This is a genomic window from Sphingobium sp. L-44 (assembly GCF_056859495.1).
The window spans coordinates 1-13,662 of record NZ_JBSXOQ010000060.1 but is presented as its reverse complement, the minus strand read 5'-3'; the positions used below and the strand labels follow the sequence as shown (position 1 = coordinate 13,662).

Annotated in this window: 13 protein-coding genes; 7 read left to right on the top strand and 6 right to left on the bottom strand. The window is 67.7% G+C overall.

What is annotated here, in order from left to right; all coding sequences use genetic code 11:
* Positions 1 to 45: 45 nt before the first annotated feature.
* The 3 genes from AC13EK_RS05950 to tsaD are packed head-to-tail and all read right to left on the bottom strand — an operon-like array spanning position 46 to position 3,614.
* On the bottom strand, positions 46 to 1,578 hold the full coding sequence (locus AC13EK_RS05950) for a lipopolysaccharide biosynthesis protein (RefSeq protein ID WP_017502654.1): 1,533 nt from the start codon (positions 1,576 to 1,578) through the stop codon (positions 46 to 48).
* 33 nt (positions 1,579 to 1,611) lie between these two features.
* Positions 1,612 to 2,583, bottom strand: coding sequence for an NAD(P)H-dependent glycerol-3-phosphate dehydrogenase (locus AC13EK_RS05945; protein WP_069336395.1), 972 nt, complete (start codon positions 2,581 to 2,583; stop codon positions 1,612 to 1,614).
* Positions 2,580 to 3,614, bottom strand: coding sequence for a tRNA (adenosine(37)-N6)-threonylcarbamoyltransferase complex transferase subunit TsaD (gene tsaD / locus AC13EK_RS05940; protein ID WP_026109496.1), 1,035 nt, complete (start codon positions 3,612 to 3,614; stop codon positions 2,580 to 2,582). Before tsaD ends, AC13EK_RS05945 begins: the two co-directional genes overlap by 4 nt.
* A gap of 44 nt (positions 3,615 to 3,658) precedes the next feature.
* Between tsaD and hemC the strand changes: the two genes are divergently transcribed.
* From hemC to AC13EK_RS05920, 4 genes are all read left to right on the top strand, one after another.
* Complete coding sequence (gene hemC / locus AC13EK_RS05935) at positions 3,659 to 4,585, top strand: hydroxymethylbilane synthase (RefSeq protein WP_069336396.1); 927 nt, start codon at positions 3,659 to 3,661, stop codon at positions 4,583 to 4,585.
* Positions 4,582 to 5,241, top strand: coding sequence for a uroporphyrinogen-III synthase (locus AC13EK_RS05930; protein WP_069336397.1), 660 nt, complete (start codon positions 4,582 to 4,584; stop codon positions 5,239 to 5,241). The genes hemC and AC13EK_RS05930 overlap by 4 nt, the downstream gene beginning before the upstream one ends.
* Before the next feature lie 28 nt (positions 5,242 to 5,269).
* Positions 5,270 to 6,142 (top strand): hypothetical protein, encoded by an 873-nt coding sequence (locus AC13EK_RS05925; protein WP_069336398.1) that lies wholly within the window; start codon positions 5,270 to 5,272, stop codon positions 6,140 to 6,142.
* 111 nt (positions 6,143 to 6,253) lie between these two features.
* Entirely contained in the window at positions 6,254 to 7,003 is a 750-nt protein-coding gene (locus AC13EK_RS05920; protein ID WP_483022086.1) for an esterase/lipase family protein, read from the top strand.
* Positions 7,004 to 7,007: 4 nt separating this feature from the next.
* On the opposite strand, the gene AC13EK_RS05915 is transcribed toward AC13EK_RS05920, so the two are convergent.
* From AC13EK_RS05915 to AC13EK_RS05905, 3 genes are all read right to left on the bottom strand, one after another.
* Positions 7,008 to 7,457, bottom strand: a complete 450-nt coding sequence (locus AC13EK_RS05915; RefSeq protein WP_069336405.1) for a hypothetical protein — start codon at positions 7,455 to 7,457, stop codon at positions 7,008 to 7,010.
* 44 nt (positions 7,458 to 7,501) lie between these two features.
* Entirely contained in the window at positions 7,502 to 8,836 is a 1,335-nt protein-coding gene (gene gltX, locus AC13EK_RS05910; RefSeq protein ID WP_069336400.1) for a glutamate--tRNA ligase, read from the bottom strand.
* Between the two features lie 95 nt (positions 8,837 to 8,931).
* Positions 8,932 to 10,593: an NAD+ synthase gene (locus tag AC13EK_RS05905; protein ID WP_069336401.1), complete on the bottom strand. Its 1,662-nt coding sequence runs from the start codon at positions 10,591 to 10,593 to the stop codon at positions 8,932 to 8,934.
* Between the two features lie 222 nt (positions 10,594 to 10,815).
* Here AC13EK_RS05905 and AC13EK_RS05900 point away from each other — a divergent pair, with 222 nt between their 5' ends.
* Genes AC13EK_RS05900 through AC13EK_RS05890 form a run of 3 tightly spaced genes read left to right on the top strand, consistent with a single transcriptional unit; the run spans position 10,816 to position 13,524 of the window.
* The gene (locus AC13EK_RS05900) at positions 10,816 to 11,751 is read left to right on the top strand and encodes a ribose-phosphate pyrophosphokinase (protein ID WP_026109493.1); all 936 of its coding nucleotides are present in this window, start codon (positions 10,816 to 10,818) and stop codon (positions 11,749 to 11,751) included.
* 7 nt (positions 11,752 to 11,758) lie between these two features.
* The gene (locus AC13EK_RS05895; RefSeq protein ID WP_069336402.1) at positions 11,759 to 13,051 is read left to right on the top strand and encodes an SDR family oxidoreductase; all 1,293 of its coding nucleotides are present in this window, start codon (positions 11,759 to 11,761) and stop codon (positions 13,049 to 13,051) included.
* A complete protein-coding gene (locus AC13EK_RS05890; RefSeq protein ID WP_048938148.1) occupies positions 13,048 to 13,524 on the top strand; it encodes a DUF2269 family protein in 477 nt (158 codons plus the stop codon). The genes AC13EK_RS05895 and AC13EK_RS05890 overlap by 4 nt, the downstream gene beginning before the upstream one ends.
* Positions 13,525 to 13,662: the final 138 nt, after the last annotated feature.

Sequence of the window (13,662 nt, the reverse complement as noted above, 5' to 3'; positions counted from 1 at the left end):
AAGCCCGCCTCTCCGGTCGAGAGGCGGGCTTTTTTATGGGGTGGATCAGGCCGGGGCCTTCTGCTTGCGGAACAGGGCGCGGTCGTCAGGTCCGAAGCCCCAGCGCCAGATGACGAAGCCATAGGCGCCCAGGATCGCCCAGACGCCGACCGCCAGCTCGACCCATTCGAAGCGCGCCGGCAGGGCGACAAAGGCCGCGCCAACGATGCAGGCGACGCCCGAGGCGCTGAGCAGGGGCCAGCGCCAGGCATTGACGCGGGCGTGGAGCAGGCTGGAGAGCAGCCGCGCCTTGACGAAGGCGCCAGCGCCGAGCGCGATGCACAGGCCCAGAGCCGGCGCGGCGGCCAGTTCCTGCGGCGTGAGGCCGAATCGCTTGCCGAGCAGGATCAGGCCGAAGCTGAGCGCCGCCTGCAACGCGATCATGCTGAGCGAGATCATCAGGTTGCGGTGGCGGGCAATATAGACCAGCGCGGATTCGCTGACCACGGCGGTTGCGGCCACCACTTCGGCCAGCAACAGGAAGGCCAGCGCGCCGGTGCCGCCGACGAAATGCGGACCGACAAGGCCCATGACGGCCTCACCCGGAATGCCGAGCGCAAGGGCGATGCCGGCCTGCGCGGCGATGATCCAGAAGCCGACCTGGCTGACCTGGCGCGCGATCGCCGCCAGATTGCCTTCGGCCAGGTTGCGGGTGATGACCGGCCCCAGGATCGGGTCGAAGCTGGTCTTGAGTTTCTGCGGCAGCGAGGCGACCTGCTGCGCGACATAATAGATGCCGACGATCGCCGGGCTGACGAACAGGCCCAGGATCGCCATGTCGAGCCGGCGCGAGCCCCATTCGACACCGTCCGCCGCGGCGAGCGGCAGGTTGCGACGGGCAAGGCGCCAGAGCCGCCCGGCATCGGGACGCCAGCCATGCGGCCGGCCATAATGGCGCCACATCGGGATGATCGAGGCGATCATCGCCGCGACCATCGACACGACATAGGAGAGGATCAGGCCGTCGCGCAGCGAATAATAAGCGAAACCGAAGGCGCCGATGCTGATCGCCCAGGGTTCAATGATCGAGCGCGCGCGGACCGTCGCGCCGATGTCGAAGCGATAGGCGCAGGCGGCGAGCGCAACGTCGGAGGTGGCAACGGCGATGACGATCAGCGCCAGCAGCCGGTCGAGTCCGTTGATGCCGCTGTTGGGGAACATCGCCTGGGGGAAGGCGATCAACAGGCCGGCCCCCAGCAGCGACGCGATCAGCGTCACCACCATCGCGTCGGTCACGACATGGCTGTGCGGCCGTTCGGTCTGGGCGAGCGCGCCGGCAAGACCGCGCTTGAGACCCAGCGTCGCGATCTGGGCGACGAATTCCACCACCAGCACGGCATAGGCGAAGCGCCCCAGCGCATCGGCGCCATACCAGCGGCCGGCGATGAACAGGAAAGGCAGGCGCGCAGCCAGGCGCAGCAGGAAGCCGAAGACGTTGGTGCGTCCGCCCTTGGCCAGGGCGGCGATATCATCCTTCTGTTCGGCAGGGGTCGCCTGCGCGGTCACAGGACCCTGGTCCCCCTCGATTGTCATGCTCATGTCTATAGGCGATCTATTGTGTCGCGGCGATGCTTATTCAGGCCGCAGCGGACGCGCCAGCAGCGCGTCGATGACCTGTGCCAATGGTGCGGCGTCGCCGAGCAGGGCACAGACGGCTTCCGCCACCGGCATTTCGACGCCGGCCGCGCGGGCTGCATCGCGCAGCACCGGCGCGGTATGCGCGCCTTCGGCCACGGTGCGACGGTTGGAGAGGAGGTCGGCGGCGGCCTGCCCCTCGCCCAGCCCCTTGCCGAGTGAGAAGTTGCGCGAATTGGTGGAGGAACAGGTGAGGACGAGGTCGCCCAGCCCGGACAGGCCGCCCAGCGTTTCGGCGCGGGCGCCGCGTGCCAGGCCGAAACGGGTCATTTCGGCAAAGCCCCGGCTGATAAGCGAGGCGCGCGCATTGAGGCCGAGACCGGCGCCTTCCGACACACCGCAGGCGATGGCGAGCACATTCTTGACCGCGCCGCCGATTTCCGCGCCGACGACATCATCCGACAGATAGGGGCGGAAAGTCGGGCGGGCGATGCGCGCCGCCAGCTTTTCGGCCAGCGCCTGGTCGGCGCAGGCGAAGGTGACGGCGGTCGGCAGGCCCTTTGCCACTTCATGGGCGAAGGTCGGGCCGGAGAGGACAGCGATCGGCGAGCTTGGCTGCGCCTGCGCCGCGACTTCCGACATCAACAGGCCGGTGCCCGCCTCTATCCCCTTGGAACAGAGGACCAAAGGCACGCCGGCTGGCGCCTGCGCGACGACGCTGCGCAGATGCTGGGCCGGGCTGACCACCAGGATCAGGTCGCGATCGGCCAGGTCCGCCATCGCGCCGGTCGCGCGGATCGAGGGCGAAAGCGGCAGGCCGGGCAGATAGAGCGGATTTTCATGGGCGCCGTTGATCGCATCGACCACATCGGCTTCCAGCGCCCAGAGGCGCACATCCTGCCCGTCGGCGGCCAGCAACTGCGCCAGCGCGGTGCCCCAGGCGCCTGCTCCGATGACTCCCGCCTTCATGCCTTCACTCCTGCTCCACGCGCCTTTTCCGCCGTCGGATCGAGCGGCCAGCGCGGCCGGGCGGGGATGGTCAGATCGTCGGTCATGCCGGCCGCATAGCGCTCCGCGCCGGCCCAGGCGATCATCGCCGCATTGTCGGTGCAGAGCCACAAGGGCGGCGCGACGAAGGGCAGGCCATGGTCCCCGGCCAGCGCAGTGAGCGCGCCGCGCACCGACTGGTTGGCGGCGACGCCGCCGGCGACGACCAGCGCGGTCACGCCTTCACTCGCGGCGAGCGCACGGCGAGTGCGGTCGAGCAGGCAGTCGATCACCGCCTGCTGGAAACTGGCAGCGATATCCTCGACCGCATATTGGCCCGACTGGGCAGCGCGCATCACCGCGCTCTTGAGGCCAGCGAAGGAGAAATGGGGTTCGTCGGTGCCGACCAGCGGGCGCGGCAGCGGCACGGCGCGCGGATTGCCCTGCGCCGCCGCCTTTTCCACCGCCGGGCCGCCGGGGAAGCCGAGGCCGAGCAGCTTGGCAGTCTTGTCGAAGGCTTCCCCCGCGGCATCGTCGATCGTGGTGGCAAGGCGGCGATACTGGCCGACGCCCTCGACCCTGAGCAGCTGGCAATGGCCGCCCGACACCAGCAGCAGCAGATAGGGGAATTGCAGATTCTGGTCGGCGAGGCGCGGCGAGAGCGCATGCCCCTCCAGATGATTGACCGCGACCAGCGGCTTGCCGCTGGCATGGGCGAGCGCCTTGCCGGTGACAAGGCCGACCATCACGCCGCCGATCAGGCCGGGGCCGGCGGTGGCGGCGATGACATCGACATCGGCCAAAGTCATCTTTGCGTCGGCCAGTGCTGCCTCGACCAGCGGGGCCAAAGCCTCGACATGGGCGCGGGCCGCGATTTCGGGCACGACGCCGCCATAGGGACGGTGCGCGTCTTCCTGCGTGGCGAGACGATGGGCCAATATCTGCCCGTCGGCCGTCACCAGCGCCGCCGCGGTTTCGTCGCAGCTTGATTCCAGGCCGAGGATGATGGTCATTGCCGCTTCCATCTAGTGCCCGTGGCCATTAGAGCAAGCCGCTTATGAAAAGACCCGAACGACCGTTGCGCCTTGGCACCAGGGGATCGCCGCTTGCGCTGGCCCAGGCCCATATGACCGTGCAGGCGCTGCGCGACGCCCATGGCTGGGATCAGGACGCCATCACCACCGTCATCGTCCAGACCAGCGGCGACCGGATCCAGGACCGGGCGCTGGCGGAAATCGGCGGAAAAGCGCTATGGACCAAGGAACTGGACCGGGCGCTGGCGGAGGGCGAGATCGACTGCGCCGTCCACAGCATGAAGGATGTCGAGACGATCCGACCCGATGCGATCCGCATTGCCGCGATGCTGCCGCGCGCCGATGTGCGCGACCGGCTGGTCGGCGCGGAAAATTTTGCCGCGCTGCCGCCGCAGCCGATCGTCGGCACCAGTTCGCCGCGCCGCGCCGCGCAGGTGAAGCGACTGCGCCCCGATGCGCAGATCATCCTGTTCCGCGGCAATGTCGCAACGCGACTGGCCAAGCTGGAAGCCGGCGAGGCCCATGCGACTTTGCTCGCCGCCGCCGGGCTCGACCGGCTGGGCCAAGCGGACATTGGCGCCACGGTCGAGGTCGACACCATGTTGCCGGCGCCGTCGCAGGGGGCGGTCGGCATCGAGACGCTGGCCGACAATGACGCCATGCGGGGCTGGCTGGCGGCGATCAACCATCGCGACACATTCGATTGCGTGATGGCCGAGCGCGCGGTGCTGCGGGGCCTGGGCGGCACATGCCATTCGCCGATCGCCGCGCTGGCGCTGCTGGAGGGCGGACAGATCCACCTGCGCGCCGAGATCATCAGCCCGGAAGGGGACGAGACGGTGCGGGACGAGGCACGGCTGGCGCGCGGCGATTTCGACGCGGCCGAGGCGATCGGCCGGGGCCTGCTGGAGCGGGCAAGCCCAGCGCTGCGCAGCCTGTTCGAGGGGTGAGACCGCTCATCATCCTGCGGCCCGCGCCCGGCGCCGGCAGGACGGCGGACAAGGCGATGGCCATGGGGCTGGCGGTGCGGCTGTGCCCGCTGTTCGCGGCCGAGGCGCTGGCCTGGACGCCGCCACCCGCCGGGGATTTCGACGCCCTGCTGGTGACGAGCGCGCAGACGGTGCGATTCGGCGGGGTCGCGCTGCAGGCCTATCGTGCCTTGCCGACCTATGCCGTGGGCGCAGCGACGGCCGAGGCGCTGCGGGCGGCGGGATTTGCCGATCCGGTCGCGGGGGATGGCGATGCCAGCGCGATCGCCGCGCGGATCGCGGCCGACGGGCACCGGGCCGTGTTGCATCTGTCGGGCGAGACGGCGGCGCCGATGGACGCGGGGCCGCTGCGGGTGACGCGCGCCCCGGTCTATCGGATGATGCCCCTGCCCTGCGATCCGCTGAACCTGAGCGGCGGCGTGCTGCTGGTCCATTCTGCGGCGGCCGGCGCCCGGCTGGCGGAGATATTAGCCGAAAATCAACGCGCGACGTGCGACGTCGTGGCGATAAGCCCGGCGGCGCTTGCCGCCTGCGGCAGCGGATGGGGCAGCGCGCAGGCCGCCGATGCGCCCAATGATGCGGCGGTACTGGCCCTCGCCCGTCGATTGTGCGAATGAAACCGCGGTCGCAAACGAGAGAGACTTGATGAACGAGCAGGAGAGTGTGGAAATTCAGCAGGAAACGCCGCCGCCCGCGCGCCGACGCACATCCTGGCTGACGCCCGTGCTGCTGCTGTTCGCGTTTCTGATCGGCATCGGCGTCACCATCTGGGCAATGCCGCAGATCGAGCAGCGCTGGGGCAAGGATGAGGCGGCGACGCCCGCCCTGCCCGCGCCACTGCTGGGCAGCAATACCATCCCGTCGGGCCGTCCGCTGACGGCGGATGCCGCGCAGATGCTCGACGCCCGCGTGATCCAGCTGGAGGAGCGGCTCAACCGCATCACTGTCGAGGCGCAGGCCGCGTCGGGCAATGCCGCGCGCGCCGAAGGGCTGCTGGTCGCCTTTGCCGCGCGCCGCGCACTCGATACCGGCGCCCCGCTCGGCTATGTCGAGGGGCAGCTGCGGCTGCGTTTCGGCCAGGCCCAGCCCCGCGCCGTCGCCACCATCATCAATGCCGCGCGCGAGCCGGTGACGCTGGCCGACCTGCGCGCCGGCCTGGTCGATGTCGCCGACCGCGTCACGTCGCCGCCGGCCGATGCCAGCTGGTGGGACAGTTTCGAGCATGAGGCGCGCGAACTGATCATCATCCGCAAATCCTCCACCCCCTCGCCGCGGCCGCAAATGGCGATGCAGCGGGCGCTGCGCTATATCGACGCCAGCCGGGTCGGCGCGGCGCTGGCCGAGGTGGAGCGCATGCCCGATCGCGCTGCGGCCGATCGCTGGATGCAATATGCCCGCCGCTATCTGGAGGCGCGCCGGGCGCTCGACCTGATCGAGACGGCGGCGATATTGGAGCCGCGCCAGCTGCGCACGACCGAGGGCGCCAGTGTCGCCCAGACGTCTCCCCTCGCCCCCTGATCCGCTTTTCCTGAGACATACCGTTCATCGCTTGCGATGAAACCCATGGACGCACCCTGCGTTTGTCACGAGAATGTCACCTTTTCCGCCCGGTTCAGGACAACATCTCTCGTGCCACCCTATGCCGATGCCATTGCCAGCTTCTGGAAGGGCCGCCTTGCCAGCGGTCCGCGCGCATCCGCGCGCCCGTCGCTGTCGCATCTGCTGGGCAATGCGTCGGTGCCGTTCGACATCAGCCGCACCAGGGCCCAGGCCGAACAACTGAGCCGCGCGATTCGCGGCGACGGGCGACACGTCCTGCTGGTGCCCGGCCTGATGGCGTCGGAACATCGGATGGAGCCGCTGCGCGCGATCCTCAACGCGGCGGGCTATCAGGCGCATGGCTGGGACATGGGGCGCAATTTCGGGCCACGCGCCGATACGCTGGAGAAGATCGACGCCCGCGTCGATGCGATCCGCCGGACAAGTGGCAAGCCGGTGACTTTGGTCGGCTGGAGCCTGGGCGGCCTTTATGCGCGCGAATATGCCAAGCTCGCGCGGTCCAAGGTTGGCGGCGTTATAACGATGGGTACGCCCTTTTCCGGCGATCCGCGCGCCAACCATGCCTGGCGCCTCTATCAGCTCGTGTCGGGCTTCCCGGTCGACACGCCCCCCTTCCCCTGCACCCGCGAGGAAAAGCCGCCGGTGCCGACCGTGGCGCTCTGGTCGCAGCGCGACGGCGTGATCCTGCCCGAATGCGCAAGAGGCCGTGCCGGCGAGCGCGACCGCGCGATCGAGGTCGACTGCACGCACATGGGCTTCGCCGCAGCACCGGAGGGGATTCTGGCCGTCGGCAAGGCGCTGGAGATGATGGCCGCCTGAACGGTCAGTAACGGACTGGTTCGCCCTCCACCGTCAGCAGGCTGGGATCGGTCAGCCGCACATGGGTTTGATAATAATATTTTTCGGTCGGCCGGCCATCCGTCAGAAAATGAATTTTCACCCGCTTCGCTTCGCCGCGCACCGCGATGGTCTTGCCCGTCAGATATTGATCGAGTTCCGCGCCGAAACGCTGTGCCAGTGCATCGGCCATGGCGCCGGGAATGGCGATCGTCAGGTTGCGGGGATCGCGATAATCCTGCTGAGAATTAAGATAGAACCAGCCGCCCTGGCGCCCAGTGGCGCGGACGGGCAGCTCGAACACCCCCTTCACCCCATCGGGGGCGACAGCCGCGGCATTCATCACCGCCTGTTCGGGAAAGATATTATAGGAAGCAGACGGCGCTGCGGCTCCCATGAGCAGCAGGCCGGACGACAGGATGAGAGCATAACGCATCAGGCTGGCCTCCAGAATGGTCCGGTCCGGCCAGCCTAACCCGATCAATCGGCCACTGCCAGCCTCTTCAACGCCTCTTCCCGGCCGATCAGGGGCAGGAGTTGGCCCATGTCGGGGCCGTGGTCTAGCCCCGTCAGCGCGCGGCGCAGGGGTTGGAACAGGGTCTTGCCCTTGCGGCCGGTTTCTTCCTTGAGCGCGCCGGTCAGCGTGCGCCAGATGTCGGCGTCGAAGGCGGCATCAGACAGGATGCGATGGGCGGCGGCGAGGAAATCGCGGTCCTCTTCCGCCGCTTCAGATGCCGCGATCGGGCCGGTGACGATCTGCCACCAGTCGGCGGCGCCCGCCACCGTCTCGAGATTGGGGCGGATCGCGGCCCAGGCGGCGGCGTCCATGCCCGCGGGCAGGCGGTCGGCGACCGCCTCATAGGGCAGTTGATGGACGATCTTCTGGTTGAGGCTGGCCAGTTCGGCTTCGTCGAAGCGGGCGGGAGCGCGGCCGAAATGGGCGAAGTCGAACGTCTCGATCAGCGGCGCACGGTCGGCGAAGGGCTCGATCGGCTGCGAGCTGCCGAGGCGGGCGAGCAGTGAGGCGATCGCGGCCGGCTCCAGCCCGATCTCGCGGAAATGGGCGACGCCGAGCGAGCCGAGGCGCTTGGACAGCTTGCCCTCGCTGCCGGTCAGCAGCGCTTCGTGCGCGAAGGCAGGGAGCGGCGCGCCGAGCGCGGTGAACATCTGGATCTGGGTCGCGGTGTTGGAGACATGATCCTCGCCGCGCAGCACATGGGTGACGCCCATGTCGACATCGTCGATCACCGAGGGGAGCATGTAGAGCCATGAGCCGTCGGCGCGGCGGATCACCGGGTCGGACAGCAATTTGGGGTCGAAGCGCTGCTCGCCACGAATGAGGTCGGTCCAGATGATCGGCTGCTCATGGTCGAGCCTGAAGCGCCAGTGTGGCGTGCGCCCTTCGGCTTCATAAGCGGCGATCTGGTCCGGGGTCAGCGCCAGGGCGGCGCGATCATAGACCGGCGGCAGGCCGCGGCCGAGAAGCACCTTGCGGCGCAGTTCCAGTTCCTGTTGGGTTTCATAAGCTGGGTAGACATGGCCCGAGGTCTTGAGCGCCGCGAACCGCGCCTCATAGAGGGCGAAGCGCTCCGACTGTTTTTCCTCGCCATCCCAGTCGAGGCCGAGCCACTGCAGGTCGGCTTTGATCGATTCCGCATATTCGGGGCGCGAGCGCTCCAGATCGGTGTCGTCGAGGCGCAGCAGGAACTGGCCGCCGGATTTGCGCGCCCATAGCCAGTTGTGGAGCGCGGCGCGGATATTGCCGACATGGAGATGGCCGGTCGGCGACGGGGCGAAGCGGGTGATGACGGTCATATCTTTATTTCCAAACCCGTTCGCCCCGAGCGGACGAAGTGGCTTCGCCATGCTCAGCCTGCCCTTCGACTTCGCTCAGGGCGAACGGATGTTACTTATACGCTGCGGAAGGCGTTGGTGATCGGGTAGCGGCGGTCGCGGCCGAAATTGCGGATGCCCAGCTTCACGCCGGGCGGCGATTGGCGACGCTTATATTCGGCGATGTAGAGCAGATGCTCGATCCGGGTGACGACCGCCTTGTCAAAGCCGCGCTCGACCAGTTGGGCCACCGACAATTCCTCCTCGACCAGGCCATAGAGGATCGGATCCAGCACCTCATAGGGCGGCAGGCTGTCCTCATCCTTCTGATTGTCGCGCAGTTCGGCACTGGGCGGCTTGGTGATGACGCGTTCGGGCATCACCGGGCCGGCCGGGCCGAAGCCTTCGCCGAGCGAGGGCATATTGTCGTTGCGCCAGCGGCAGAGGTCGAACACCGTCGTCTTGTACGCGTCCTTCAACACCGAATAGCCGCCCGCCATGTCGCCATAGATGGTGGCATAGCCGACCGACATCTCGCTCTTGTTGCCGGTGGTCAGCAGCATATGGCCGAACTTGTTGGAGAGCGCCATCAGGGTCAGGCCGCGAATGCGCGACTGGATATTCTCTTCGGTGAGGTCACGCGCCTTGCCCTCGAACACCGGCGCCAGCATCGTGTCGAAGGCGGCAACCGCCGGTTCGATCGGGATGGTGTCGTAGCGGACGCCGAGCAGGCGGGCGCATTCGACTGCGTCATCCAGGCTTTCCTGGCTGGTGAAGCGCGAGGGCATCATCACGCACCAGACCCGGTCGGCGCCCAGCGCATCGACCGCGACGGCGGCGGACAAAGCGGAATCGATGCCGCCTGACAGGCCCAGCACGACGCCGGGGAAGCGGTTGCGGTTCACATAGTCGCGCAGGCCCAACACCATCGCATTATAGATGTCGGCCGGGCGCGGATCGAGTTCATGACGCTCGCCGGGCAGGCAGACCCACTGGCCGTCCCATTTTTCCCACGTCGTCAGCACCAGCTTTTCCTCCCAGTCGGGCAGTTGCTGGGCGATGGAGAGGTCGCCGTTCATCACGAAGGAGGCGCCGTCGAACACCAGTTCGTCCTGGCCGCCGACGCGGTTCAGATAGACGAGCGGCAGGCCGGTTTCGCGCACGCGGGTGCCGGCGACGACGTTCAGGCGGCGATCATCCTTGTCGACCTCGAACGGGCTGCCATTGGGGCTGATGAGGATTTCCGCGCCCTCGGCCCGCAAATGGGCAGTGACGAAGGGGAACCAGATATCCTCGCAGATCGGCACGCCGATCTTCACGCCGCGAAACGTGATCGGCTCGGGCAGCGGGCCGGGGGCGAACAGGCGCTTTTCATCGAACGTGCCGTAATTGGGCAGTTCGCGCTTCTGGCGGATCGCGGTGACGGCGCCATTTTCGATCAGGGCGACGACATTGAACAGCACGCCCTGCGAGGCGACGACGGTGCCGACCAGCATCGCCGGGCCGCCATCGACGCTTTCCTGCGCCAGCCGGTCGAGATGATAATTGGCCTGGTCGAGCAGCGCGGGCTTGAGCACCAGATCCTCGGGCGGATAGCCGATCAGTTGCAGTTCGGGATAGACGATCAGGTCCGCGCCCTTGGCGCGTGCGCGCCATTCCAGCATGGCGTCGGCATTGGCCCGGGGGTCGCCCATGGTCTGGGTCATCTGGGCGAGCGCGATCACGAGTTTGTCGGTCATGCACCGCGCCCTAGAGCATTTTGCCTATTTGCGAAAATGCTCTGTTTTCCGATGCCGCATTTTCGAACCGAACACCCGCTTCGCGCGTGTTCTGAAAATGCGGGGGCCATTTTGTCGCAGGGCGCAAAAGCGCCTTTCCACATGGGACATGCGCCGCTAAAGGGGCCGCGTTTCGCGCATCGTCATCAATTCGTCACGCCAATTAGCCTGGGGATTTTCGCCATGAAACTCATGACCGGCAATTCGAACAAGCCGCTCGCGGCCGCCATCGCCGACTATATCGAAATCCCCCTGACCGAGGCCAGCGTCCGCCGCTTTGCCGACGAAGAAGTTTTCGTGGAAATTCATGAGAATGTCCGCGGCGAAGACGTGTTCGTGATCCAGTCGACGGCCTATCCGACCAACGACAATCTGATGGAATTGCTGATCATGATCGATGCGCTCAAGCGCGCGTCGGCCAAGCGAATCACCGCCGTCGTTCCCTATTTCGGCTATGCCCGCCAGGACCGTAAGCCCGGCCCGCGCACGCCGATCAGCGCCAAGCTGGTCGCCAACCTGATCACCACCGCCGGCGCCGACCGCGTCCTGTCGGTCGATCTCCACGCCGGCCAGATCCAGGGCTTCTTCGACATCCCGACAGACAATCTGTTCGGTGCGCCGGTGATGTCGGCCGATATCCAGGCCCGTTTTGGCGACAAGAATATCATGGTCGTATCGCCCGACGTCGGCGGCGTGGTGCGCGCCCGTGCGCTCGCCAAGCGCCTCGACAACGCGCCGCTGGCGATCGTCGACAAGCGCCGCGAGCGCGCTGGCGAGTCGGAAGTGATGAACATCATCGGCGACGTGAAGGGGCGTTTCTGCATCCTGATCGACGATATCGTCGATTCGGCCGGCACTTTGTGCAACGCCGCCGCCGCGCTGAAGGCACAGGGCGCCGAGGAAGTCGTCGCCTATGTCAGCCATGGCGTGCTGTCGGGCGGTGCGGTCGCCCGCGTCGAGGCGTCGGAACTGCTGGAACTGGTCATCACCGACTCGATCCAGGGCACCGACGCGGTGAACGAGGCCAAGCGCATCCGCCACCTGCCGATCGCCCCGCTGCTGGGCGAGGCGATCAAGCGCATCGCGGACGAAAGCTCCGTTTCCAGCCTGTTCGACTAAGACGCGCATGCGCATCCTGCTGGTTGGGGCCTATGGCTTCATCGGCAGCGGGATTGCGCGCGCGCTGATCGCGGCGGGGCATGAGGTCATCGGCCTGGGCCGGTCCGAACGGACCGCCCGCCGCCTCTTCCCCGCCCTGTCATGGCATTTCGCCGACCTCAACCACATGACCCGGCCGGCCGACTGGACGGTCGCGCTCCACGGCGTCGACGCCGTGGTCAATGCCAGCGGCGCGTTGCAGAGCGGCGGCGGCGAACGGCTGGAGGCGATCCAGGGTGCGAGCATTGCCGCGCTGATCGACGCCTGCGCCGCCCAGGGCATTGCCCGCTTCATCCAGATTTCCGCGCCCCGCGCCACGGCAAAGGACGCCAGCCCCTTCCTGTCGACCAAGGCGGTGGCCGACGATCATCTGCGCGCGTCCGCGCTGCACTGGGCGATCCTGCGCCCCGGTCTGGTGATCGGCCGCAATGCCTATGGCGGCACGTTGCTGATCCGGGCGCTGGCGGCGATGCCGCTGCGGCTGTTCAGCGTCCATGGCGACAGCCGCATCCAGAGCGTCGCGCTGGACGATGTGGCGCAGGCGGTGGTCTGCTGCCTGGCGCCCGACGCGCCGCGCGCAATCGACATCGACCTGGTCGAGCGTGAGGCATCGACGCTGGACACCATTATCGTCGCCCATCGCCGCTGGCTGGGGATTGCGCCCGTTCCGCTTATCGCCCTGCCCGGCCGGATCGCCACGCCGGTCAGCGCGGTCGCCGACCTGCTTGGCCATCTGGGCTGGCGATCGCCGCTGCGCAGCACCGCCATGGCCATGATCGCGCGCGACGTGACCGGCGCGCCGGAAGGCGGCGAGGCGCTGCTGGGCCGGCCGCTGCTGACGCTGGACCAGATATTGGCGCGCCACCCATCGGGGCTGCAGGATCGCTCGCAGGCGCGGCTGATGCTGCTGATGCCGTGCCTAGTGGCGGCGCTGTCGCTGCTGTTCCTGCTGTCGGGGCTGGTCGGCCTCGCCCGGCTGGACACGGTGGCCGGCGAATTGCAGGGGACGCCGGTCGCAGGAGTCGCCATGGCGCTGAGTATCGCCGGCAGCGTCGCCGACCTACTGCTGGGCGCGGCAATCCTGGTGCGGCGTTGGGCGCAGCGCGCGGTGCTGGGCATGGCTGGACTGACTGCCGCCTATCTGGTCATGGGCAGCTGGGTGCGGCCGGACATGTGGGTCGATCCGCTGGCGCCGCTGGCCAAGGCACTGGTGGTGATGATCGCCGCGCTGATCACCCATATACTGCTGGAGGAACGATGAGCGATGTCCTGATCCTGGCGCTGCGCTGGGCCCATGTGCTGGGCGCCTGCGTACTGATCGGCACCGGGGCGGGCATCGCCTTCTTCATGCTGATGGCACACCGCACCGGCGACGCGCGGGTGATCGCGGCGGTCGCACGGATCGTGGTGATCGCCGACATGCTCTTCACCGCCAGCGCAGTGGTGGTGCAGCCGATTACCGGGCTGGCGCTGGCCCACGGGCTCGGCTGGCCGCTCGACACGCCCTGGCTGCTGCTGTCGGTTGCGCTCTATCTGCTGATCGGCGCCTTCTGGCTGCCGGTGCTGTGGATGCAGGCGCGGATGCGCGACCTGGCGGCAGCCGCCGTCGCCGGCGGTGATTCGCTACCATCCGCCTATCATCGACTTTTCCGCTGGTGGTTCGCCTTCGGCTTTCCCGCCTTTGGCGCGATTCTGGCGATCGTCTGGCTGATGCTGGCGCGCCCGGCGCTTTAAGGCCTGTGGGGATTTAGGATTCCCATTTACCAGCAGATGTGATTCACACTGCGGATGGATCGCTTTGTACTGACCGACGCCCAATGGGCGAAGATTGAGCCGCACTGTTTGGGGAAGATCAGCGATCCCGGACGCAGC